We start from the raw sequence: 23,034 nt of genomic DNA on the forward strand, positions 1-23,034 counted from the left end.
TGCAGGGGGGACCCTGTGGGAGAGTAGGACGCCGCCGAACAAATCTTGGGAAAACCCCGCACCGCAGGTGCGGGGTTTTCTGCATTTCAGGGGCATGTTCCCACCCCCTCCTTACTGCCGCGTGAACCGTGCAGGTAGGGTCAAGGGGCATAGTCGGCTCGTTTCCCGCAGGAGGCCCCCGGGTGGAGGTCCAGGAGACCCGTGTCCAGACGGACCGGGTCCTCACCATCCCGAACATCCTCAGCATGGCGCGGCTCGTCGGCGTGCCCGTCTTCCTGTGGCTCATCCTGAGGCCGGAGTTCGGCGGCCCGAAGAGCGACGGCTGGGCGCTGCTCGTGCTCGTGCTGAGCGGCGTCAGCGACTACCTGGACGGAAAGCTAGCCAGGCGCTGGAACCAGATCAGCAGCCTCGGCCGGCTGCTCGATCCCGCTGCTGACCGGCTCTACATCGCCTCGACGCTCGTCGGACTCACCTGGCGCGAGATCCTGCCCCTGTGGCTGACCTCGGTACTCGTGGCGCGCGAGCTGGTCCTGTTGGTGATGGTGGGCATCCTCAGGCGCCACGGCTATCCGCCGCCTCAGGTGAACTTCCTCGGGAAGGCAGCCACGTTCAACCTGATGTATGCGTTCCCGCTTCTGCTTCTCAGTGACGGAAGCGGATGGATCGCGTCACTGGCTGCTATTTTCGGATGGGCGTTCGCGGGGTGGGGTACAACCCTCTACTGGTGGGCAGGAGTCCTCTACGTGGTCCAGGTCCGCCGCCTTGTCAGGGCGGACGCCAAGGCTGATGAGCCCGCCGATTGGCGGCCGTAGCGGCTCGATGGCCCGCTCGGGGAAACTGCGGGACAATCAGACGGGTGAAGTCGGCTGGACCGTCGTCTCTTAGAGGAGGACGCTTCCGACATGAAGGCCGTCGTGATGGCCGGAGGCGAAGGCACGCGCCTTCGCCCGATGACCTCAAGCATGCCCAAGCCGCTCCTGCCGGTGGTCAATCGGCCGATTATGGAGCATGTGCTGCGGCTGCTCAAAAGGCATGGGCTCAACGAGACCGTCGTGACCGTGCAGTTTCTGGCTTCGCTGGTCAAGAACTACTTCGGGGACGGCGAGGAGCTCGGTATGGAGCTCACGTATGCCAACGAGGAGAAGCCACTCGGTACCGCAGGGAGCGTCAAGAACGCAGAGGAAGCGCTGAAGGACGACGCATTCCTCGTCATCTCCGGTGATGCCCTGACTGATTTCGATCTCACCGATCTGGTCAATTTCCACAAGGAAAAGGGTGCTCTGGTCACCGTCTGTCTGACGCGTGTACCCAATCCTCTGGAATTCGGCATCACCATCGTCGACGAAGAAGGTAAGGTCGAGCGCTTCCTGGAGAAGCCGACCTGGGGTCAGGTCTTCTCGGACACGGTGAACACCGGCATCTATGTCATGGAGCCCGAGGTCTTCGACTACGTCGAGCCCGATGTGCCCGTCGACTGGTCCGGCGACGTCTTCCCGCAGCTCATGAAGGAAGGCAAGCCGATCTACGGCTATATCGCCGAGGGCTACTGGGAGGACGTCGGCACCCACGAGAGCTATGTGAAGGCGCAGGCCGATGTCCTGGAGGGCAAGGTCGACGTAGAGATCGACGGCTTTGAGATCTCACCCGGAGTCTGGGTGGCGGAGGGTGCCGAGGTGCATCCCGACGCGGTGCTGCGCGGCCCGCTCTACATCGGCGACTACGCCAAGGTCGAGGCCGGTGCCGAACTGCGTGAGCATACGGTCGTCGGCTCGAACGTCGTCGTGAAGAGCGGGGCGTTCATGCACCGCGCCGTCGTCCACGACAACGTCTACATCGGCCAGCACAGCAATCTGCGTGGCTGTGTCGTCGGGAAGAACACCGACATCATGCGTGCGGCCCGGATCGAGGACGGCGCGGTCATCGGTGACGAGTGCCTCATCGGTGAGGAATCGATTGTCCAGGGCAATGTGCGCGTCTACCCGTTCAAGACGATCGAGGCCGGCGCCTTCGTCAACACCTCGGTCATCTGGGAGTCCAGGAGCCAGGCGCACCTCTTCGGCGCCCGCGGGGTGTCCGGCATTCTCAATGTGGAGATCACCCCGGAGCTGGCCGTACGACTGGCCGGCGCGTACGCCACCACGTTGAAGAAGGGGGCGACGGTCACCACGGCCCGCGACCACTCCCGTGGTGCGCGAGCGCTGAAGCGCGCCGTCATCTCGGCGCTCCAGGCCAGCGCGATCGACGTACGGGATCTGGAGAACGTGCCGCTGCCCGTCGCCCGGCAGCAGACCGCTCGCGGCAGTGCCGGCGGAATCATGATCCGTACCTCGCCGGGCGTGCCGGACTCCGTCGACATCATGTTCTTCGACAGCCAGGGCGCCGATCTGTCGCAGGCCGGTCAGCGCAAGCTGGACCGGGTGTTCGCGCGGCAGGAGTACCGGCGTGCGTTCCCCGGCGAGATCGGGGACCTCTACTTCCCGTCCAGCGTCTTCGATTCTTACACCGGATCGCTGCTGCGCAGTGTCGACACCTCGGGGATAGCCGAGTCGGGCCTCAAGGTGGTCGTGGACGCCTCGAACGGCAGTGCCGGGCTTGTGCTGCCGAGCCTGCTCGGCAAGCTCGGTGTGGACTCGCTGACGATCAACCCCGGTCTGGACGAGTCCCGGCCCACGGAGACCGCCGACACTCGTCGGTCCGGGCTCGTGCGGCTGGGTGAGATCGTCGCCTCGTCCCGGGCCGCGTTCGGCGTGCGGTTCGACCCGGTCGGCGAGCGGATTTCCCTCGTCGACGAAAAGGGGCGGATCGTCGAGGACGACAGGGCGCTGCTCGTGATGCTCGACCTGGTGGCCGCGGAGCGTCGCAGCGGGAAGGTGGCGCTCCCCGTGACGACGACGCGGATCGCCGAGCAGGTGGCGGCGTACCACGGAACGCAGGTCGAATGGACCACGACCTCCCCGGACGACCTCACGCGCGTGGGCCGGGAGGAGTCGACGATCTTCGGCGGTGACGGGCGCGGCGGTTTCATCGTGCCGGAGTTCAGCAGCGTCTTCGACGGGACGGCCGCCTTCGTGCGGCTGATCGGGCTGGTGGCACGGACCCAGCTCACGCTGAGCCAGATCGATGCGCGGATTCCACGGGCACACGTCCTCAAGCGGGATCTCGCGACCCCGTGGGCCGTCAAGGGTCTGGTCATGCGCCGGGTCGTGGAGGCGGCCGGAGAACGGTCCGTGGACACGACAGACGGGGTACGGGTCGTGGAGACGGACGGGCGCTGGGTTCTGGTGCTCCCCGACCCTGCCGAGGCGGTCACCCATCTGTGGGCCGAGGGTCCCGACGACGCCTCCGCGCAGGCCCTGCTCGATGAGTGGTCGGCCGTCGTGGACAGCGCCGGCCGGTAAGAACAGAGGGCACGCGTGCGTGCCGGACAAGTGCCCCCAAGGGTGCCTGTCCGGCATGCCGGTGGGGCCATTCGGAGTATGCGGTCACGACATGCGACGATGTGCTGCATGCCGCAGCCGCCCCCCGTTCGGAGCACATACGGCCGCCCGTCGCGCCCGGATGCTTCCATGTCGTTGCTCACCAACGTCATGGATCACAGCCTCGACGACGGATATGCGCAGGCCGCTGCCCGGAAGCAGGCCGAGGGCTCTGGCGGTATGCCTAAGACGGTCCGGGCCAAGCTCGGTCTCGCCGCGGGACTCGTGCTGGCCGCTCTCGTGGTGACCGTGGGCGCCGCCCAGGCGCGTGTGGCCGCCCCCACGGTCGCCAAGGAGCGCCAAGAGCTCATCGGCCGCATCCAGCGCGAGACCGCGGCCGCGGACAAGCTGCAGGGCACCGTCGACGCACTGCGGGACGATGTGAGCGCACGGCAGCGCGCGGCCCTGAAGCAGGGCGGCAGCGGCGACAGTGCCGACCTCGTCGGAATCCTGTCGGGAGCCGTCGCCGTACACGGCCCCGGGGTGAAGCTCGTCGTGAACGACGCCAAGGAAGCCACCACCGGCGGCAACGGGAATCCTCGCGAGACCGCGGACTTCTCCGACACCGGACGGGTCCGGGACCGCGATATGCAGCGGGTCGTGAACGGGCTGTGGGAGTCGGGCGCCGAGGCGATCTCGATCAACGGGCAGCGGCTGACGTCCCTGTCGGCGATCAGGGCGGCGGGAGACGCGATACTGGTCGACAACAGGCCGTTGGTGCCGCCGTACACGGTGCTCGCGGTGGGGGACGGCCAACGGCTCAGCACCAGGTTCCAGAACAGCGCCGACGGGTTGTACCTGCATGCGCTGCAGGAGAACTACGGGATCCGGACCGCTATTTCCGTCGAGGGTGACGTCCGGCTGCCCGCCGCACCGAGTGTGATCGTACGTACAGCACAACCGAGCACAGAGAAGGGCACATCGTGATCGCCGTACTGGGCCTGGTCGTCGGAGTCGTGGTCGGTCTGTTGGTCCGGCCGGAGGTTCCGGCGGTCGTCGAGCCTTACCTGCCGATCGCCGTCGTGGCGGCGCTGGACGCCGTGTTCGGCGGCTTGCGGGCCATGCTCGACGGCATCTTCGACGACAAGGTCTTCGTGGTGTCGTTCCTGTCGAACGTGGTGGTGGCGGCGCTGATCGTCTTCCTCGGTGACAAGTTGGGCGTCGGCGCGCAGCTCTCCACCGGTGTGGTCGTCGTCCTCGGCATCCGGATCTTCTCCAACGCCGCGGCGATCCGCCGGCATGTGTTCCGGGCGTGAGGCCGATGAACGACGAGGAAGCGACGAACAGGCCGTCGCAGGCTCCGGAGCCGTCCGAGGCCCCTGGTGCGCCGCAGGGGGCGGAGGAGTCCCGGACCGCCGAGCACGGGCTGCGCAGGGAGCTGCCGCAGGAGATCCCCGCGGCGGCCGCCGGCTCGGGGGACCCCGAAGACGACCAGGACCCGGAGGGCTCGCTGACGGGCCGTCAGCGTCTGGCGAAGGGCTTGTGGCCGCTGCGGGTCTCGCGGGCCCAACTCATCGTTGCGGTACTGCTGTTCGGCCTCGGTTTCGGTCTGGCCGTCCAGGTCGCCTCCAACAGTGACGGCAGCAGTGCCCTGCGTGGCGCGCGCCAGGAAGATCTTGTGCGCATCCTGGATGAACTAGATGACCGCACGCAGCGTCTTCAAGACGAGAAGCAGGGTCTCGAAGATCAGCGGTCCGAGCTCGAGAACAGCTCGGACCGGGCCGAGGAGGCCCGCAAGCAGACCGCCGAGAAGGAGAAGCAACTCGGCATCCTTGCGGGCACGGTGGCGGCGCAGGGGCCCGGCATCACGATGACCATCGAGGACACGAAGGGAACGGTCCAGGCGGACATGCTGCTCGACGCGGTCCAGGAGCTGCGCGCGGCCGGTGCGGAGGCGATCGAGGTGAACGGCGTCCGGGTCGTTGCCAGCACGTTCCTGTCGGACTCGGGGAAGAGTGTGAGCGTCGACGGGAACAAGATCACCCAGCCCTATCGTTTCAAGGTCATCGGAAAACCGCAGGACCTCGAGCCGGCGCTCAACATCCCGGGAGGCGTGGTGCAGACCCTCGAGAAGGAGCAGGCAGCGGTCACTGTGGAGCGTTCCACGAAGATCGTCGTAGATGCCTTGCGAGCGGTGAAGCAGCCTGACTACGCTCGGTCGTCATCGCAGTGAACCGGGGGTGCATGGAGCCGGTCCGGCAGGGGCAAGAGGTTGCGGGGGGTCGGCGCACCGAATGGGCGGTGCGTGGTGGAAACTGTCTGGTGGATACGGACGTTGTGAGGATGTCCGGGTCGACCGGTGTACATAGTCAGGGTTCGTCCTGCCCCACGGGCGGGTCTGTTTCGGTCAAGGGGAATCGCCCGTGAAGTTGTTTGCGAAGTTGTTCGGCAAGAGCGCGCGAGAGGGCAGTGACAACGCGACGGCCCGCCATCGCGCACAGCCGGGAGAAGCACAGGGGCAGCGTCCGCTGTTCCGGGACCAGGTGGCTGGTCCAGGTGGTGACATTTCGGGAGGTCAGGGCGCGGCGGCTGTTGACCATGGCGCGTCCGGCCCCATAGGTTTCGGGGACATGTCGACTCTGGTGTGTACGAGGTGCGGTCACCGCAACGCGGAGAACAGCCGCTTCTGCTCCAACTGCGGTGCCCCGCTTCGCCCGGGGGCCGTTCCGGAGCGTGCCTCCGAGACGACCTCCACGATCTCCATTTCCGGTCTCGAGGCGTACGACGCGGAGGCCACTGGCCAGACGCCGACCCCGACGCTGTCTCCGGAAGCCCAGGCGGCCGTCGACGCGCTGCCATTCGGTTCGGCGCTGCTGGTGGTGCGCCGCGGCCCCAACTCGGGCAGCCGTTTCCTTCTGGACAGTGACCTGACCACGGCGGGGCGTCATCCGCAGAGCGACATTTTCCTGGATGATGTGACGGTCTCACGCCGGCACGTGGAGTTCCGCCGGAGCCCTGAGGGCGCGTTCACGGTCGCCGATGTCGGCAGCCTCAACGGCACGTACGTCAACCGTGAGCGCATCGACCAGGTGTCGCTTCACAACGGCGACGAGGTGCAGATCGGCAAGTACAGGCTGGTCTTCTACGCGAGTCAGCGGGGCATCTGACCTGCCAGGGCAGGGTCCCCCGCCAGGGAAGGGTCCATGCTTCACACACCGAGCGGCGGTGCCGACAGCGGTACCGCCGCCACGGACAGCGGGCTGATGAGTATCGGCACCGTGCTGAACGTGTTGCGCGAGGAATTCCCCGAAGTCACGATTTCGAAGATCCGTTTCCTGGAGACCGAGGGACTGATCGAGCCACAGCGCACCCCTTCCGGGTACCGCAAGTTCAGCGCGCACGACGTCGAGCGCCTCGGTCAGGTGCTGAGGATGCAGCGGGATCACTACCTGCCGCTGAAGATCATCCGTGAGCATCTGGACGCCCTGGAGCGGGGTGAGGAGGTGCGGTTGCCCTCTCTGGGCCGTTCGCGTGACACGGGTGAGGGCGAGCTGCTCGGGGACGTCCTGGGCGAGCCCGAGGCCTCCGCGGCGATGCGCATCGGCCGGGGCGAGCTGCTGAAGGTCACGGGGATCAGCGCGGAGCAGCTCGAGGAATGGGAGTCGTACGGCCTCGTGGCGCCGTTCCCCGACGGGATGTACGACGCCGAGACGGTCACGGTGGCCACTCTGGTGGCCGAACTGGGCAGGCATGGCATCGAGCCCCGGCATCTGCGGGTCATGAAGGCCGCCGCGGACCGCGACGCAGGCTTGGTGGACCAGGTGGTGGCCCCGCTGCGGCGCCATCGCAACCCCCAGACCAGGGCACATGCCGAGGCACGCACCAAGGAGCTGGCGGGGCTGGCGGTGCGGTTGCACGCGGCGCTGGTGCAGTCCGCGCTGGGTCTGCGGCTGCCCTGAGCGGGGGTGTTCGCCGTCGGCGGATCGGTGGGCCGTTCTGTGCCCGACTACCCAAACGTCCCGGGCACGGCCTAGGGTTGCTGTGTGAACGAGCTCGATGTCGTAGGTGTCCGGGTCGAGATGCCCTCCAACCAGCCGATCGTGCTCCTGCGCGAAGTGGGAGGCGACCGTTACCTGCCCATCTGGATCGGCCCCGGGGAGGCGACGGCCATCGCGTTCGCCCAGCAGGGCATGGCTCCCGCACGACCGCTGACCCACGACCTGTTCAAGGACGTGCTGGAGGCTGTCGGCCAGGAGCTCACGGAAGTACGCATCACGGATCTGCGTGAGGGCGTCTTCTACGCGGAGCTGGTCTTCGCCAGCGGTGTCGAGGTGAGTGCCCGCCCATCCGATGCCATAGCGCTGGCACTGCGCACCGGGACGCCGATCTACGGCAGCGACGGTGTGCTCGACGACGCGGGCATCGCGATCCCGGACGAGCAGGAGGACGAGGTCGAGAAGTTCCGGGAGTTCCTCGACCAGATCTCGCCCGAGGACTTCGGGACCAGCAGCCAGTGACGGTGTCCGGCGGAGGGTCGGCCGGCCGTGCGTGCCGACCGAAGGCCGGGCTGCGATGTGTGCCCCGGGGCGGACGGGAGCAGTGAACCGGCGCAGTGCGCGCGGGCCCGCGGCGTGGATGCGCCGGAGCGCTGGAGCGGATCGCACGAGTGCTCGGACGAACCGCGGAGGCTTCCAGGACGGACCGGCATCCGGTTCTGGCACGCACAGCGAGACAGGACGCCGTCCTTGTCATGCCGAGCCTTGTGACTGCGCAGCGCGAAGCGCGTTGAGCCTTGTTATCGGGGAGACGTGATCGCGTCGGGCCTTCAAAGCGTCGAGTGGGGAGCGAGTCGAGGCGGCGCTCCGGCGAAGTAGCACATGCCTGCGGCCAGTGCCACGTGTGAGGCCCACCCGCTAGAGCATTCGGCTAGCCTTTCCCCGCGGAAGGGCACGGAAAACCACTCCTAGGGTGATTATCACTCGGCGTGCCGAGTGTGGCGATCGTTGACGCACCCCTGGTGACTGCCTACCGTCGAGAAGGCAGGTCAAGGACGGAGGTCGGCGTGAGAATCAGCGGCGGCGGTACGGCGGGGGGTGCCCCCGGACACAGTCTGGGGGACAGCGGCCCGTACCCTTCCTCAAGCTCTCGGCTCCGTCCGAGCAGGGGGTATCCCCACCCCAGCAGCACGACCGACCCCCCCTCTCCTCGGCCCACGGCCGTTCCGGACGACGGAGGGGTGGCTTCCGAGCAGATCGGCTATCGCGGTCCCACGGCGTGTGCTGCCGCGGGCATCACCTACCGCCAGCTGGACTACTGGGCCAGGACGGGCCTGGTCGAACCGAGCGTGCGCCCCGCATACGGATCGGGCACACAGCGGCTCTACAGCTTCCGGGACGTCGTCGTCCTGAAGATCGTCAAGCGGTTCCTCGACACCGGCGTCGGCCTGCAGAACATCCGTACCGCTGTCCAGCACCTGCGGGAGCGCGGTTTCCGCGACCTGGAGCGGATGACGCTGATGAGCGACGGCGCCACCGTCTACGAATGCACCTCACCGGACGAGGTCCACGCCCTGCTCCAGGGCGGTCAGGGCATCTTCGGCATCGCCGTCGGCGTGGTGTGGCGGGACGTGGAGAGCGCGCTGTCGCAACTGCACGGGGAGCGGGTCGACACGGGGGAGACCCTTGTCGGCCACAACCCCGCCGACGAGCTGGCAAGGCGGCGCAACCGGGCCGTCTGAGCCGCGCCGGCTCATCGCTGCCGTGATGTCAGTGGCGTAGGGCAGCATCGGACATGTGAGAGCCGTGCCCACGATCCTGCATCTCGACATGGATGCCTTCTACGCCTCGGCGGAGCAGGCATCCAAGCCGAGCCTGCGCGGCAAGGCCGTCATCGTGGGCGGGCTCGGGCCGCGCGGAGTGGTGGCCACGGCCTCGTACGAGGCCCGGGCCTTCGGGGTGCACTCGGCGATGCCCATGGCCCAGGCACGCCGGCTCGCGCCGAACGCCGCGTATCTGATCCCGCGCTTCACGTTCTACCGGGAGATCAGCGAGCAGGTGATGGGGCTGCTGAGAGCCTTGTCGCCGCTGGTGGAGCCGTTGAGCCTGGACGAGGCGTTCGTGGACCTGGAGGCCGGAGGCACGGCCTGGGACGAGGAATCCGCGCGGCTCGCCGGAACGAAGCTGCGCACCGACATCCGGGCCGTCACCGGGCTCACGGGTTCCGTCGGGCTCGCCGCCTCCAAGATGCTCGCCAAGATCGCTTCCGAGCAGGCCAAGCCGGACGGCCTCCTGCTCATACGGCCGGGTACCGAGCGCGCGCTGCTCGGACCGATGTCGGTGCGCACGCTGCCGGGCGTCGGGCCCGCCACCGGGGACCATCTGCGGCGGGCCGGGATCACCACGGTCGACGAGATCGCCGAGGCGGGGGAGGACGAGCTCGTGCGACTGCTGGGCAAGGCCCATGGGCAGGCGCTGTACGCCATGGCGCTCGCGCGGGACGAGCGGCCGGTGGTGGCCGAGCGGGAGGCCAAGTCGGTGTCGGTCGAGGACACCTACGACGTGGACATCCACGACCGGATCCGCGTCGCCCTGGAAGTGCAGCGGCTCGCCGACCGGTGTGTGCACAGGCTGCGGGGCGCCGGTCTGTCGGGCCGCACGATCGTGCTGAAGGTGCGCCGGTACGACTTCTCCACCCTGACCCGTTCCGAGACCCTGCGCGGGCCCACCGACGATCCATCGGTGGTGCGGGAGGCCGCCGCGAGGCTGCTGGAGGCCGTGGACACGACCGGCGGCGTACGGCTGCTCGGCGTCGGCGTCACCGGACTGGCCGACTACACGCAGGAGGACCTGTTCGCCCAGGCTCACCTGGCGGCGGCCGAGGCGGGCGGGGACGATCGCGCGCAGCCGGAGGAAGCGGTACCGGAACCCGCCGAGCAGGAGCCGGCGGCGCCCTCGGAGCACGTCTGGCGAGCGGGCCAGGACGTGCGCCACCCCGAGTACGGGCACGGGTGGGTGCAGGGCAGCGGTCTCGGCCGGGTGACCGTACGGTTCGAGACGCCGGACTCAGACCCGGGGCGGGTCCGTACGTTCCGGAGCGACGACCCGGGCCTCGAGCCGGCGGATCCTCTGCCTCTGGTAGCCCGAAGCCCGGAAGTCGCGGATCGTGATCCTGGGACGGCGCCGTCCGGGGCGGAAGCGTGACGGGGCCCCTTCAGGCCCGGGCCGTCATGGCCGCCCGCCGGGGCGAGTGAGGTCCCCGAGGGGCATCACCGTCCAGGATGGTCGGCGCGCCTTGGTCCGGACGGGCGGTCTCAGGTCTCCTCGGTCCCCGCGAGATGTCCGAAGTCGCGGTCGTGCGCGGGGGGCGGTGAGGCCACGTCCAGACCGTAGTGGTGGTACAGCTGCAGCTCCTGCTCAGGGGAGAGATGGCGCCCGACGCCGAAGTCGGGGGCGTCCTTGATCAGGGAGCGTTCGAAAGGCACGTAGAGGGCACCTTCGACCAGCTCGCTGGGCTCCAGGGGGACGAACGCGTCCCTGCCGAACAGGCCCGTCCGTATGGCCGCCCACTCCGGTACTCCGGTCGCGTCGTCGAGATAGATCTCGTCGATCGTGCCGATCTTGTTCCCATTGCGGTCGAACGCCTTGCGGCCGATCAGATTCCGCGGATCGATATCGGTCTTCACGGTCCCTCCAACTGGTCGCAACGCATCCGTAAGCACTACAAAAGAGCACAATGAGCCAGGCGGCCACTCGAAGGTTGTCTTGTTGTTCCCGCTGGTAGTCTGGCAAGCGGCTGCTGACCCCGTGCGGGAGAGTCCTCCGGAGTGAACCGGAGGCGCCGAAGGAGCAAACCCTCCCCGGAATCTCTCAGGCACACGTACCGCACGGACGAGGTCACTCTGGAAAGCAGGGCGGGTGTCGACGGCTTCCGCTCTCACCGACGGTGAAAACCGGAGCGCCCTCGGGCGGACCGGTGAAGCTCTCAGGTTTGAGATGACAGAGGGGGAGGCCGTCGGGGTACCCGCGCCGGGGTACCCCTCGAAGGTCGCGTCAGACCAGGAGGCCTCTGCATGACCGCCCACCGCATTCCGCTCTCCGAGCTCGAACGGGGGACGCCCTTCGAGCAGCGCCACATCGGGCCCGACCAGGAGGCGCGGGCCAAGATGCTCGCCCAGGTCGGCTATGGCTCCCTCGACGAGCTCACCGCCACCGCGGTCCCGGATGTGATCAAGAACGCCGACGCACTGGACCTTCCGGGCGCCCGCACCGAGGCGGAGGTGCTGGCCGAGCTGCGCTCCCTCGCCGACCGCAACCAGGTCCTCGACTCCATGATCGGTCTGGGCTACTACGGGACCTTCACTCCGCCGGTGATCCTGCGGAACGTGATGGAGAACCCTGCCTGGTACACCGCGTACACGCCGTACCAGCCCGAGATCTCCCAGGGCAGGCTCGAGGCCCTGCTCAACTTCCAGACCATGGTCGCCGACCTCACCGGGCTGCCGACCTCCGGTGCCTCGCTGCTCGACGAGGGGACGGCCGCCGCCGAGGCGATGGCGCTGTCCCGGCGCATGGGCAAGAACAAGAAGGGCCTTTTCCTGGTCGACGCGGACGCGCTGCCGCAGACCATCGCGGTGATCCAGACCCGCGCGGAGCCCACGGGCGTGGAGGTCGTCGTCGCCGACCTCAGCGACGGCATCCCGGCCGAGGTGGCCGAGCGGGAGATCAACGGCGTGCTGATTCAGTACCCGGGAGCCTCCGGCGCCGTCCGCGACATCAAGCCGGTCATCGAGCAGGCGCACGAGCTGGGCGCGGTCGTCACCGTCGCCGCCGACCTGCTCGCGCTCACGCTGCTGACCTCGCCCGGTGAGCTGGGCGCCGACATCGCCGTCGGGACCACACAGCGCTTCGGCGTGCCGATGGGCTTCGGTGGCCCGCACGCCGGCTACATGGCCGTGCACGAGAAGTTCGCCCGCAGCCTGCCGGGCCGGCTCGTGGGCGTCTCCGTGGACGTGGACGGACACAAGGCCTACCGGCTCGCCCTGCAGACGCGCGAGCAGCACATCCGCCGCGAGAAGGCGACGAGCAACATCTGCACCGCCCAGGTGCTGCTCGCCGTGATGGCCGGGATGTATGCCGTCTACCACGGCCCCGAGGGTCTGCGGACGATCGCGCGCCGTACCCACCGCTACGCCGAGATACTCGCCGCGGGTCTCACGGCGGGCGGTGTCGAGGTCGTCCACGGCGCCTACTTCGACACGCTGACCGTGCGCGTCCCGGGCCGTGCCGACGCGGTGGTCGCGGACGCGCGCGAGCGCGGGGTCAACCTGCGCCTTGTGGACGCCGACCATGTGTCCGTCTCCTGCGACGAGACGACCGGCCGGGCCCAGCTCGGTGCGGTGTGGACCGCCTTCGGCGTCGAGGGCGACATCGAGGCGCTGGACGCCGGCGCCGGGGACGCACTCCCGCAGGGCCTGGTCCGCAGTGACGACTACCTCACGCACCCGGTCTTCCACCAGCACCGCTCCGAGACCGCGATGCTGCGCTACCTGCGTCGGCTGGCGGACCGGGACTACGCGCTCGACCGCGGCATGATCCCGCTGGGCTCCTGCACCATGAAGCTCAACGCGACCACCGAGATGGAGCCGGTCACCTGGCCTGAGTTCGGGCAGCTGCACCCCTTCGCGCCCGCCGAGCAGGCGCAGGGCTACCTGACGCTGATCCGCGAGCTGGAGGAGCGGCTTGCCGAGGTCACCGGCTACGACAAGGTCTCCCTCCAGCCCAACGCCGGCTCCCAGGGCGAGCTGGCGGGTCTGCTCGCGGTCCGCGGCTACCACCGCGCCAACGGTGACGAGCAGCGCACCGTCTGCCTCATCCCCTCCTCGGCGCACGGCACCAACGCCGCCAGCGCGGTCATGGCCGGGATGAAGGTGGTCGTCGTCAAGACCGCCGAGGACGGCGAGATCGACATCGCGGACCTGCGGGCCAAGATCGAGCAGTACCGTGACGAGCTCTCGGTGCTGATGATCACGTACCCGTCCACGCACGGCGTGTTCGAGGAGCACGTCGCGGACATCTGCGCGGCGGTCCACGAGGCCGGCGGCCAGGTGTACGTCGACGGCGCCAACCTCAACGCGCTGGTCGGCCTCGCCAAGCCGGGTCACTTCGGCGGTGACGTCTCGCACCTCAACCTGCACAAGACGTTCTGCATCCCGCACGGCGGCGGCGGTCCCGGCGTGGGCCCCGTCGGCGTCCGCGCGCACCTGGCGCCGTACCTGCCGAACCACCCGCTGCAGCCCGCGGCGGGCCCCGAGACGGGTGTCGGCCCGATCTCCGCCGCCCCCTGGGGCTCCGCCGGCATCCTGCCCATCTCCTGGGCGTACGTCCGGCTCATGGGCGGCGAGGGCCTCAAGCAGGCCACGCAGGTGGCCGTGCTGTCCGCCAACTACATCGCCAAGCGCCTCGAGCCCCACTACCCGGTGCTGTACACCGGTCCGGGCGGCCTGGTCGCCCACGAGTGCATCATCGACCTGCGCCCGCTGACCAAGGCGACCGGAGTGAGCGTCGACGACGTCGCCAAGCGGCTGATCGACTACGGCTTCCACGCGCCGACGATGTCGTTCCCGGTGGCAGGCACGCTGATGATCGAGCCGACCGAGTCGGAGGACCTCGCCGAGATCGACCGGTTCTGCGACGCGATGATCGCCATCCGCGCCGAGATCGAGAAGGTCGGCTCGGGCGAGTGGCCGGCCGAGGACAACCCGCTGCGGAACGCCCCGCACACCGCCGCTGCGCTCGGCGGGCAGTGGGAGCACGCCTACGCGCGCGAGGAGGCCGTCTTCCCGGCCGGTGTCTCGGCCGCGGACAAGTACTGGCCGCCGGTACGCCGCATCGACCAGGCCTTCGGTGACCGCAACCTGGTCTGTTCCTGCCCGCCGCTGGACGCTTACGAGGAGTAATCACCCTCCGACATGCGTCGGGGCCGGTTCGGAGCGTTCGTCTCCGGGCCGGCCCCCTTGTATGCGGGGCAGCGGCTGCCCCTTGTGCGCCTGCCTCAGGCGGCGGTCATCACCTGGTCGGTGCCCATCGGGCGGTGCGGGGCGATGATCTGACCGTCGGGCAGAAGCTCACCGGTGTCCTCGAACAGCAGAACGCCGTTGCACAGCAGGCTCCATCCCTGCTCCGGGTGGTGCGCCACGAGACGGGCGGACTCCCGGTCGGCGGATTCGGCGGTCGGGCACGGTGGCTGGTGCTGGCACATGGTGGATGGGATCTTTCGCTCTGTCGTGATCTGTGGGTTGGCTGTCGTGTCTGTCCTGCGGCTCGTCGAGTCGTTCATGGCCGCTCCCCCGTTGTGAAGCATCGGTCTGGACCCAGTGTTGCCCTACGGACGTCAATCCGCAGGGATTTCGCAGCACCGCTCCTCACAGGTTCATGACGCGTCACCCGCGCGGACGGTTCAGTCCAACTCGAGGGTCACTTCAGGTGGTTCGTGGTGGTCGGAAGGGGCTAGTCAAGGGCGCCCGACCAGCGCGCTGTCCCTCGTACGAGCGTTGTGGAGCACCAATGAGCAACGGAGGTCCGGGCGTGTCGGCACCCGGACACACGACGTGCCCCGCGGCCTTCTGCGGCAGCGGGGCACGAACGGGCGGGGCTAGGCCGGCGTCGGCGAGCCGAGCAGCGGGCCCCGGGTGATCCGGAGGGTCAGCACCGGGAGGAGATCGGCGACCCGGTGCGCGCTATGGGCCGCGATGCCGGGCGGGGCCGGCGCGAGCGGCACCAACAGGTCGGTCGCGGCCGGGTGGCCCGTCGCGCCGTCGGCGGTGCAGTCGCCGTGCAGCCACAGGGTGAGCATGTAGAGCTCGGGCACGGACAGCAGCCGTGCCTGGTAGGGCTGGGTCATCGTCTCCGCCTGGCGCAGGGCCCGTTCGGTGGAGGCGACATAGGGACCCTCGAAGAAGTGGGAGAACGCCCAGCCGTCGGGGGTGAGCATCGTCTCGGCGGCGGCCACGGCGCGGTCGCCGGAGCGGATGAGGAATCGCCACCCGGCGAGCCGGGTGGCGGACGCGCCGGCCGGAGTGATCCGGTCCAGCACATGCACCGGCAGGGGCAGTTCGGGTGTGACGGGTCCCTGGGCGGTGCGCAGGGACGGGGTGACAGCCTCGCGGACCGCGGTGGGGGAACCGAGGGCCGTGAGGACGGAGCGGAGGGCGGGCGCGGGAGCCGGGGGGACGTGCAACTGCATGGTGGGTCGCCTCTCATTCGACAGGCATGGTGGCGCGAGGGCGTGGTGGGGCGGGCGGACGGCGCTGTCAGCTCTCGGGGTCCGAGGGGCGGGGGATGGTGCCCGGACGAATGGCGACCCTTTTGACGACAGGCTCAGGACCGCGAGTGCCAACTCTCTACCCCGTGCCGAAAGTTTATATGACGCGCGTTCATGCAGTGTTTCATCTAGTCGTCCCGCGTATGACGAACAAGGAGATATTCGGTCGGCGATAAGCGGGATTCGTCCCGGTGCTGCTCGGGCCCGACAGCCGTGACCTCGGAATACTCGCCCGTAGCGGTAGGCCGATTCTCGTCGGCGTTTTTCACGACGTGGTTGCGCCGTGAAACTGCTCAATGCGCCATGCCCCGTGAATGTGCCGGACGGCATCGGCCATCAGCCTACCGTGCGACCGCCCGAGTGCGGGACGTTATCGATCGCGTTGCCGGGGCATCATCCACCGAGACCCGGGACAGCAGCGGCCGGAACGTCGGCCTACCCATCACAGGAGGGACGCTTCGATGGGAGAGAAGGTCGTGGCGGGGCCGTTCGACCTGTCCGATCGCCAGCGCTACCGCGGCAAGCTCAGGCAGTGTCTGGAGGGACTGGCGCGACTGCTGGAGGAGAAGCGGTTCGACAGGCCGAAGAACCTGATGGGTCTGGAGATCGAACTGAATCTCGTCGGCTCCGACGGCATGCCGAAAATGCTGAATGCGCAAGTGCTGGAAAGGATTGCCAGCCGGGATTTCCAAACAGAACTCGCCATGTTCAATCTGGAAGTCAACATAGCTCCACACGTGTTGGGGGGACGTGTATTCGACCGGCTCGCCGAGGAGCTGCGCACCTCGCTCGCCTATGCCGACCGCAAAGCCGGCGAGGTCGACGCCGGAATCGTGATGATCGGCATTCTGCCCACCCTCGACCGTGACGACCTGGTCTCCTCCAATCTCTCGGCCGTCGACCGGTACAGGCTGCTCAACGACCAGATCGTCGCAGCGCGCGGCGAGGACTTCAGGTTGGACATCGACGGGGTGGAGCGGCTGGAGTGCACCTCGCGCTCGATCGCGCCGGAGGCCGCCTGCACATCCGTCCAGCTGCATCTCCAGGTCACCCCGGGGCGCTTCGCGGACGTGTGGAACGCCGCACAGGCCGTCGCGGCGGCGCAGGTCGCCGTCGGCGCCAACTCCCCGTTCCTGTTCGGGCGTGAGCTGTGGCGCGAGTCCCGGCCGCCGCTGTTCCTGCAGTCCACCGACACCCGGCCGCCCGAACTGCAGGCGCAGGGCGTGCGACCGCGCACATGGTTCGGGGAGCGCTGGATCACATCCGCGTACGAACTGTTCGAGGAGAACCTGCGCTACTTCCCGGCGCTGCTGCCGATCTGCGACGACGAGGACCCGTTGCGCGTCATCGACGAGGGCGGCACGCCCAAGCTCGCCGAACTCGTCCTGCTCAACGGCACGGTGTACCGCTGGAACCGGCCCGTGTACGGCATCGCGGACGGCGTCCCGCATCTTCGCGTGGAGAACCGGGTGCTGCCCGCCGGCCCCACCACCGTCGACGTGATCGCTAACGCGGCCTTCTACTACGGCGTCGTCCGTGCTCTCGCGGAGGACCAGCGGCCGGTGTGGACCCGGCTGCCGTTCGATGCCGCGGCGGCCAACTTCGACGCGGCCTGCCGGTACGGCATCGAGGCCCGTCTGCAGTGGCCGCGGCGCGGGCGCTACGGGGGGATCACCGAGGTGGACGCCGTGGACCTCGTACGCGACGAACTGCTCCCACTCGCCGCGGCGGGGCTCGACGCGTGGGGTGTCGAGCGGGCCGACCGGGACCTCTACCTCGGAGTGATCGAGGAGCGGTGCCGGCTGAGGGTCAACGGCGCGAGTTGGCAGGCAGCCAGCTTCCACCGGGGCCTGGAACAGGGTCTTGACCGGGATGCCGCGCTCGCCGTGACGACCCGCCGGTACTGCGAGCTGATGAACAGCGGCGAGCCGGTGCACACCTGGCCGGTCGGGTTAGCGGAACCGGTGCTGCTGGGCTGACCCGCCGCACACCGGTCACCGGCCGCCGCCCGGACGATCCCGACGAGGTCCCGGGTGGGTCCGCGGGGCGGCCGGTGACCCGGCGCTGAGCCCTGGCCGCCCCTGCGCTCCACCTGGCGTCCGTACGTCGATCTGCGTCCCGTATGTCTCCGTACGGCCCCCATGCCCGTCGCGCACGATCTTCGTCACTTCTTTCGAGACCCGGAGGGGGTGAAGATGGGGGTCGGACGGAACTGCTCAGCGGGAGGCGGGAGTGCAGGTGGAGGCAGGATCGGTGGCCGATTCTTCGACGACGAAGTGGCCGACGCGACGGATTCTGCGGGACGAGACGCTGCTGGTTCTGGCGCTCTCGCTCGGCGCGAGCGGCGTATCCGCGCTGATCAGCTTTGTCGGATCGGTCACCAAACCAGGAGGTCTCAAGGATCAGGCCGCCACACTCAACGCCTCGGCGGCACCCGGCCGTCCCTGGCTGGATCTTGCCTGGCAGCTGTTCGGGATCGCGACGGCGCTGGTGCCCGTCGCGCTCGTCGCGCATTTCCTGCTGCGGGAGGGGGTCTCGCTGCGCACGCTGGGCGTCGACCGGACGCGGCGGTGGCCGGACCTCGGGCGCGGAGCGGTGATCGCCGCGGTGATCGGCTCCACGGGCATCGCCTTCTATCTGGCCGCCCGTGGTTTCGGTGCCAACCTCACCGTGGTGCCCGAGGCGCTGCCCGACGTGTGGTGGAAGTATCCGGTGCTCGTCCTGTCCGCGGTGCAGAACGCGGTCCTCGAGGAGGTCATCGTCGTCGGCTATCTGCTGCGGCGACTCGGCCAGCTGGGCTGGACGCCGGGCACGGCCCTGGTGGCCAGCTCGGTGCTGCGCGGCTCCTATCACCTCTACCAGGGTATCGGCGGGTTCTTCGGCAACATGGTGATGGGGGTCGTCTTCGTCTACCTGTACCGGCGTTGGGGCAGGGTCGGCCCGCTGGTGGTGGCCCACTCGCTGCTCGACATCGGGGCCTTCGTCGGGTACGCGCTGCTGGCGGGGAAGGTGGGCTGGCTGCCCACGGCATGACGGCTACCGCCTAGCGGCCGTGCGGAAGCATTCGGGCTGGGGGTGCACGCGGGAATCGTGCACCCCCGGTCCGGGGGTCAGACGAGCAGCTCGCCTTCGATGACGGTAACCGCCCGGCCGACGAGCAGGGTCCGGTCGCCCCGTAGTTCCGTGCGGACCCGGCCGGAGCGGGGCGAGGCCTGCAGCCCGGTGAGGTCGGGGCGGCCCAGACGCTCGGACCAGTAGGGGGCAAGGGCGGTGTGCGCGCTGCCGGTGACCGGGTCCTCGTCGATGCCGACGTTCGGGAAGAAGCAGCGCGAGACGAAGTCGTATCCCCGGGAGGGATCCTCGGCGCGTGCGGTGGCGATGATGCCGCGTGCCGAGTGACGGCCGAGCGACCTGTGGTCGGGGGTGAGGCCCAGGACCGTCTTCTCGTCGGTGAGTTCGACGAGCAGGTCGCCCACGTTCGGGCCGGTGTCGAAAGCGGTGCGGGGTTCGGTCCCGAGGGCTTCGGCCACACCCTCGGGGATCTCGGTCCGGGTGAGCGGCGCGGTGGGGAAGTCCAGCCCGACGGAACCGTCCGCATGGGGCTCGGCGGTGAGCACGCCGCTGCGGGTGGCGAACCGAACGGGACCCTCGTGGGCGCCCGTGCTGTGCAGCACGTGCGCGGTGGCCAGGGTGGCGTGACCGCACATGGCCACCTCGGTGGCGGGCGTGAACCAGCGCAGCGCCCAGTCGGCCTCGTCGCCCTCGGGCAGGCGGTGGGCGAAGGCGGTCTCGGCGTGGTTGACCTCGCGGGCCACGTCCTGGAGCCAGGCGTCGTCCGGGAAGGCGTCGAGGAGCAGGACCCCGGCGGGGTTGCCGGCGAAGGGCCGGTCGGTGAAGGCGTCGACGATTCGAATCCGCATGCGCTGACGGTAGAGGGCGACGGGCGGGCCGGGCCAAGGGCCAATTCGGGCTGCCTGGACCACGTGCGCGGCGCCTTCGGCCGACAGAACGACAGCAAGGGTGCTGCCCGCCCCCCAGCCGCGGACTCCGAGCTGCGCGCCGTGCGCGGAGCACAGCTTCCACCTCCCCTTTGGACGGGGCTTGCCGCGCCCATCGTTCCGATATATCGTTGAGGTATCGCGACAGATCAACGATGGAATGGAGTGTGATCGCGATGCGTACTCATGGACAGGACTTCGGATTCGAACGGCGTGGACACCGCGGCGGACCCGGTCATCACGCTCAGGGTGGCTTCGAAGGCATGCGTGGAGCCTTCGGGCCCTTTGGCCCCGGTGGGCACGGTGGTCCCGGTTTCGGCGGGCCTGGCTTCTTCGGCCCGGGCGGCCCCTGGGGTGGGCGCGGCAGGGGAGGACCGAGGGGGAGGGCGCGACGCGGCGATGTACGCGCGTCGATCCTGGCTCTCCTCAAGGACCGGCCCATGCACGGCTACGAGATGATCCAGGAGATCGCCGAGCGCAGTGGCGGGGCGTGGAAGCCCAGCCCGGGCTCGGTCTACCCCACTCTCCAGCTGCTGGAGGACGAGGGGCTGATCGCGAGTGAGAGCGAGGGCGGCAAGAAGCTCTTCTCGCTCACCGAGGAGGGCCGTGCCGCGGCCGACGAGGGTCCCGAGGCCCCTTGGGAAGAGGCCTCGCGCGGCGTCGACTGGGAGGCGCTGCACGAGATCCGGCAGGCCGGTGTCGGTCTGATGGAGGCGTTCAGTCAGGTCTGGAAGACCGGCGACAAGGACCAGCGCGACAAGGCCCTGGCGGTCATCAACGAGGCCCGCAAGAAGCTGTACCTGATCCTCGCCGAGGAAAGCTGACGGCAGGTCGGGACAGTGTAGGGCGCCCCGCGGAATCAGCTCCGCGGGGTGCCTTCGGGTTCGGGTGTCGCGCTCAGGACACCAGCGCGCCCAGTTTGCGGAGCGACTCGTTGAGCGCGGCCGTCGCGGAGTCCTTCAGCTTGCCCGCCATCAGGGAGACCGCCGCGCCCGTGAACTCCCCGTCGATGCGGACCGAGGTCCCCTCGCCGTCCGGTGTCAGCGTGTAGCGCGTGGCGACGTTCACCGCCATCGGGCCCTTGCCACGGATGGCCAGGACCCGCCCCGGCTCCAGTTCGTCGATGGTCCAGGTGACTTCGGCCGGAAAGCCCATGAGCTTCATGTTCTCCTCGAAGGTCCCTCCCACCTCCAGTTTCTCGGGGCCGCCCTTCGGGAAGCTCGTGTGGGTCGCGTTCCACTCGCCGTATGCCGGCCAGTCCGTGAGCTGGGCCCACACCTTCTCGGTGGGCGCCTCGATGCGCGCTTCCGCGCTGACTTCGGCCATGCGGCCACCCCTTCGTGTCGGGTGCTGCGCCGGGCGCAGCTCCGGTGTCGCGGAACGTAGCCGCAGACCCTGGAACATTCAATACTGATGAACCGTCAGAAAAGGTGGAGTTGAAGTGCGGCATATCCGGGTGCGGGATCGCGTGGCTGTCCGGGGTGTCCGCGGCGACGTCATCCGCAAGGAGGAGAAAGCGTCCGGTGGTGCACAACCTGCGTCGGACGCGGAAATGCTGCCCGCCGGGGATGTCAGGCGCCGATGGGGCTGATGAGGTGGTACACGTGTCACCTCGTCCTCCCCATCAGACGCCCGCGGAACGCGGCTCGCACCTCGGTGTCCGGCTCACCGACGAGCTCGCGGCGGCGGTCTCGGGTGCGCGCAGAAGGGCGCTGCGGGACGGGGACCGGCAGGTCGACACGGCTCATCTGCTGCACACCCTGCTGGAGTCCGACCCCGAGGTGCACGCCGTTCTCGACGGCCCCGAGATCGCACGGCTCCTGGGCTATCTCGTCCAGCGCGCGATCGGCTACGGGCTGCGCTGGCAGGGCACTGTCGAGGACTCCGGCGCGATACCGGTACTGCATGAGCCCGGGGGCTGGTCACCGGCGGCGGCGAGTGCCCTGGACGCGGCGTACGGGCGCGCGGCACGACGTCGCGACGGACGCGCGCGGGGGCTCGACCTCCTCGCGGCGATCGTCGCGGACCCCGAGTCACGGGCCGTGGAGGTCCTCGGCCGCGCGGGCGTGGACGTGCATACGCTTCCGGCGCGGATAGAGGCGGCCGGCGCGGTGCGCGAGTACGCGGGGGAATCGGAGGCCGGCCGCCAGGCGCAGGTGCGGTGGGACACGGGGGGATGAGTACGCCCACGGCGGCGGGGTCCAGTTTCTGAGACAGGTGCATTCAGGGGTGACGCTCATGTCGTCGCCTGTCATCATGTGCCGGTGCATACGTCTCAGGGGAATCAGGGAAACCGCGGCAAGGGCGTCGGGCTGGGGCTCGCCCTCGCGTCGGCGGTCGCCTTCGGCGGATCGGGAGTCGCGGCCAAGCCGCTGATCCAGGCGGGGCTGGACCCGCTCGACGTGGTGTGGCTGAGGGTCATGGGCGCCGCGCTGGTCATGCTGCCGCTCGCCGTGCGTCACCGCGCGCTGCTGCGCCGCCGCCCCGCACTGCTCGCCGGGTTCGGCCTGCTCGCCGTGGCCGGTGTCCAGGCCTGCTACTTCGCCGCACTCTCCCGTATCCCGGTCGGCGTCGCCCTGCTCATCGAGTACCTCGCACCCGCACTCGTGCTCGGCTGGGTGCGTGTCGTGCAGCGGCGGCCCGTGACGCGTGCCGCAGTGATCGGTGTGGTGCTCGCGGTCGGCGGTCTCGCCTGTGTCGTGGAGGTGTGGTCGGGCTTGAGCTTCGACGCCCTGGGCTTGACCCTCGCGCTCGGCGCAGCCTGCTGCCAGGTCGGCTACTTCGTCCTGTCCGACCAAGGGAGCGAGGCGGGCGACGAGGCCCCGGACCCGCTCGGCGTCATCGCGTACGGACTGCTCGTCGGGGCCGCCGTCCTGACGGTCGTCGCCCGCCCCTGGGGCATGCACTGGTCCGTCCTGGCCGGCACGGCGCACATGAACGGCACATCCGTACCCGCCGTCGCGCTGATCGCCTGGATCGTCCTGATCGCCACGGTGCTCGCCTACGTCACGGGCGTCGTGTCCGTGCGCCGGCTCTCGCCACAGGTGGCCGGTGTCGTGGCCTGCCTCGAAGCCGTCATCGCGACCGTTCTGGCCTGGGTGCTTCTCGGCGAGCACCTGTCGGCGCCGCAGATCGCCGGTGGTGCGGTCGTCCTGGTCGGCGCCTTCATAGCCCAGTCGTCGGCGCCCGCGAAGGTCTCCGTCGAGCCGGTGGCCGGCGGTGGTGCCGAAAGGGAGTTGTCGATCCGCGGAACGGCCGCATAAGGTGCCGATCATGCATTCCGACGCACTCGTTCTTCCGCC

The 23,034-nt window shown here is 69.2% G+C and carries 21 protein-coding genes and 1 riboswitch; of the genes, 16 read left to right on the plus strand and 5 right to left on the minus strand.

Annotated elements, in window-relative coordinates; all coding sequences use genetic code 11:
* The first annotated feature begins 182 nt into the window (after positions 1–182).
* The 10 genes from ACWDA7_RS08925 (at position 183) to ACWDA7_RS08970 (ending at position 10,615) form a co-directional block, all read left to right on the plus strand.
* Positions 183–812 carry a CDP-alcohol phosphatidyltransferase family protein gene (locus ACWDA7_RS08925; RefSeq protein ID WP_450603470.1) on the plus strand — a complete coding sequence of 210 codons (630 nt, stop codon included), beginning with the start codon at positions 183–185 and terminating at the stop codon, positions 810–812.
* 90 nt (positions 813–902) lie between these two features.
* Positions 903–3,398 carry a sugar phosphate nucleotidyltransferase gene (locus tag ACWDA7_RS08930; protein WP_450603471.1) on the plus strand — a complete coding sequence of 832 codons (2,496 nt, stop codon included), beginning with the start codon at positions 903–905 and terminating at the stop codon, positions 3,396–3,398.
* A gap of 99 nt (positions 3,399–3,497) precedes the next feature.
* Entirely contained in the window at positions 3,498–4,403 is a 906-nt protein-coding gene (locus ACWDA7_RS08935; RefSeq protein ID WP_450603569.1) for a DUF881 domain-containing protein, read from the plus strand.
* Positions 4,400–4,732 carry a small basic family protein gene (locus tag ACWDA7_RS08940; RefSeq protein WP_019708255.1) on the plus strand — a complete coding sequence of 111 codons (333 nt, stop codon included), beginning with the start codon at positions 4,400–4,402 and terminating at the stop codon, positions 4,730–4,732. Before ACWDA7_RS08935 ends, ACWDA7_RS08940 begins: the two co-directional genes overlap by 4 nt.
* Positions 4,733–4,737: 5 nt before the next feature.
* Positions 4,738–5,649: a DUF881 domain-containing protein gene (locus ACWDA7_RS08945; RefSeq protein ID WP_450603472.1), complete on the plus strand. Its 912-nt coding sequence runs from the start codon at positions 4,738–4,740 to the stop codon at positions 5,647–5,649.
* A gap of 148 nt (positions 5,650–5,797) precedes the next feature.
* A complete protein-coding gene (locus tag ACWDA7_RS08950; protein ID WP_450603570.1) occupies positions 5,798–6,583 on the plus strand; it encodes an FHA domain-containing protein in 786 nt (261 codons plus the stop codon).
* Between the two features lie 36 nt (positions 6,584–6,619).
* On the plus strand, positions 6,620–7,375 hold the full coding sequence (ftsR, locus tag ACWDA7_RS08955; protein ID WP_450603473.1) for a transcriptional regulator FtsR: 756 nt from the start codon (positions 6,620–6,622) through the stop codon (positions 7,373–7,375).
* An 84-nt stretch (positions 7,376–7,459) separates the two neighbouring features.
* Positions 7,460–7,933, plus strand: a complete 474-nt coding sequence (locus tag ACWDA7_RS08960) for a bifunctional nuclease family protein (protein WP_004002801.1) — start codon at positions 7,460–7,462, stop codon at positions 7,931–7,933.
* 545 nt (positions 7,934–8,478) lie between these two features.
* Positions 8,479–9,153, plus strand: a complete 675-nt coding sequence (locus tag ACWDA7_RS08965; RefSeq protein WP_359398261.1) for a MerR family transcriptional regulator — start codon at positions 8,479–8,481, stop codon at positions 9,151–9,153.
* A 55-nt stretch (positions 9,154–9,208) separates the two neighbouring features.
* Complete coding sequence (locus ACWDA7_RS08970; RefSeq protein WP_450603474.1) at positions 9,209–10,615, plus strand: DNA polymerase IV; 1,407 nt, start codon at positions 9,209–9,211, stop codon at positions 10,613–10,615.
* A gap of 110 nt (positions 10,616–10,725) precedes the next feature.
* Here ACWDA7_RS08970 and ACWDA7_RS08975 read toward each other — a convergent pair whose 3' ends face one another.
* Positions 10,726–11,097: a PRC-barrel domain-containing protein gene (locus ACWDA7_RS08975; protein ID WP_359398265.1), complete on the minus strand. Its 372-nt coding sequence runs from the start codon at positions 11,095–11,097 to the stop codon at positions 10,726–10,728.
* Between the two features lie 114 nt (positions 11,098–11,211).
* Positions 11,212–11,307, plus strand: a riboswitch (glycine riboswitch).
* 177 nt (positions 11,308–11,484) lie between these two features.
* Between ACWDA7_RS08975 and gcvP the strand changes: the two genes are divergently transcribed.
* Positions 11,485–14,370: an aminomethyl-transferring glycine dehydrogenase gene (gene gcvP / locus ACWDA7_RS08980; RefSeq protein WP_450603475.1), complete on the plus strand. Its 2,886-nt coding sequence runs from the start codon at positions 11,485–11,487 to the stop codon at positions 14,368–14,370.
* 95 nt (positions 14,371–14,465) lie between these two features.
* On the opposite strand, the gene ACWDA7_RS08985 is transcribed toward gcvP, so the two are convergent.
* Complete coding sequence (locus ACWDA7_RS08985) at positions 14,466–14,672, minus strand: DUF5999 family protein (RefSeq protein ID WP_351231908.1); 207 nt, start codon at positions 14,670–14,672, stop codon at positions 14,466–14,468.
* Positions 14,673–15,065: 393 nt separating this feature from the next.
* Positions 15,066–15,656, minus strand: a complete 591-nt coding sequence (locus ACWDA7_RS08990; RefSeq protein WP_450603476.1) for a hypothetical protein — start codon at positions 15,654–15,656, stop codon at positions 15,066–15,068.
* Between the two features lie 539 nt (positions 15,657–16,195).
* On the opposite strand from ACWDA7_RS08990, the gene ACWDA7_RS08995 reads away from it, so the two are divergent.
* Positions 16,196–17,713, plus strand: a complete 1,518-nt coding sequence (locus ACWDA7_RS08995; RefSeq protein WP_450603477.1) for a glutamate--cysteine ligase — start codon at positions 16,196–16,198, stop codon at positions 17,711–17,713.
* 253 nt (positions 17,714–17,966) lie between these two features.
* Positions 17,967–18,767, plus strand: coding sequence for a CPBP family intramembrane glutamic endopeptidase (locus tag ACWDA7_RS09000; RefSeq protein ID WP_450603478.1), 801 nt, complete (start codon positions 17,967–17,969; stop codon positions 18,765–18,767).
* 77 nt (positions 18,768–18,844) lie between these two features.
* On the opposite strand, the gene ACWDA7_RS09005 is transcribed toward ACWDA7_RS09000, so the two are convergent.
* Positions 18,845–19,654: a PhzF family phenazine biosynthesis protein gene (locus ACWDA7_RS09005; protein WP_450603479.1), complete on the minus strand. Its 810-nt coding sequence runs from the start codon at positions 19,652–19,654 to the stop codon at positions 18,845–18,847.
* 233 nt (positions 19,655–19,887) lie between these two features.
* Here ACWDA7_RS09005 and ACWDA7_RS09010 point away from each other — a divergent pair, with 233 nt between their 5' ends.
* The gene (locus tag ACWDA7_RS09010) at positions 19,888–20,556 is read left to right on the plus strand and encodes a PadR family transcriptional regulator (protein WP_450603480.1); all 669 of its coding nucleotides are present in this window, start codon (positions 19,888–19,890) and stop codon (positions 20,554–20,556) included.
* 73 nt (positions 20,557–20,629) lie between these two features.
* Here ACWDA7_RS09010 and ACWDA7_RS09015 read toward each other — a convergent pair whose 3' ends face one another.
* Positions 20,630–21,058 (minus strand): type II toxin-antitoxin system Rv0910 family toxin, encoded by a 429-nt coding sequence (locus ACWDA7_RS09015; protein ID WP_432925448.1) that lies wholly within the window; start codon positions 21,056–21,058, stop codon positions 20,630–20,632.
* 278 nt (positions 21,059–21,336) lie between these two features.
* On the opposite strand from ACWDA7_RS09015, the gene ACWDA7_RS09020 reads away from it, so the two are divergent.
* Positions 21,337–21,912, plus strand: a complete 576-nt coding sequence (locus ACWDA7_RS09020; protein ID WP_450603481.1) for a Clp protease N-terminal domain-containing protein — start codon at positions 21,337–21,339, stop codon at positions 21,910–21,912.
* A 78-nt stretch (positions 21,913–21,990) separates the two neighbouring features.
* Entirely contained in the window at positions 21,991–22,995 is a 1,005-nt protein-coding gene (locus ACWDA7_RS09025; RefSeq protein ID WP_450603482.1) for an EamA family transporter, read from the plus strand.
* Positions 22,996–23,034: the final 39 nt, after the last annotated feature.

The organism is Streptomyces sp. NPDC001156, assembly GCF_053598275.1.

Coding starts and splice junctions, on each gene's coding strand:
- ACWDA7_RS09005 (WP_450603479.1), bottom strand. CDS start 19,654: ATGCGGATTCGAATCGTCGACGCCTTCACCGACCGGCCCTTCGCCGGC.
- ACWDA7_RS08985 (WP_351231908.1), bottom strand. CDS start 14,672: ATGTGCCAGCACCAGCCACCGTGCCCGACCGCCGAATCCGCCGACCGG.
- ACWDA7_RS09015 (WP_432925448.1), bottom strand. CDS start 21,058: ATGGCCGAAGTCAGCGCGGAAGCGCGCATCGAGGCGCCCACCGAGAAG.
- ACWDA7_RS09010 (WP_450603480.1), top strand. CDS start 19,888: ATGGAATGGAGTGTGATCGCGATGCGTACTCATGGACAGGACTTCGGA.
- ACWDA7_RS08945 (WP_450603472.1), top strand. CDS start 4,738: ATGAACGACGAGGAAGCGACGAACAGGCCGTCGCAGGCTCCGGAGCCG.
- ACWDA7_RS08930 (WP_450603471.1), top strand. CDS start 903: ATGAAGGCCGTCGTGATGGCCGGAGGCGAAGGCACGCGCCTTCGCCCG.
- ACWDA7_RS08935 (WP_450603569.1), top strand. CDS start 3,498: ATGTGCTGCATGCCGCAGCCGCCCCCCGTTCGGAGCACATACGGCCGC.
- ftsR (WP_450603473.1), top strand. CDS start 6,620: ATGCTTCACACACCGAGCGGCGGTGCCGACAGCGGTACCGCCGCCACG.
- ACWDA7_RS08995 (WP_450603477.1), top strand. CDS start 16,196: ATGGGAGAGAAGGTCGTGGCGGGGCCGTTCGACCTGTCCGATCGCCAG.
- gcvP (WP_450603475.1), top strand. CDS start 11,485: ATGACCGCCCACCGCATTCCGCTCTCCGAGCTCGAACGGGGGACGCCC.
- ACWDA7_RS08990 (WP_450603476.1), bottom strand. CDS start 15,656: ATGCAGTTGCACGTCCCCCCGGCTCCCGCGCCCGCCCTCCGCTCCGTC.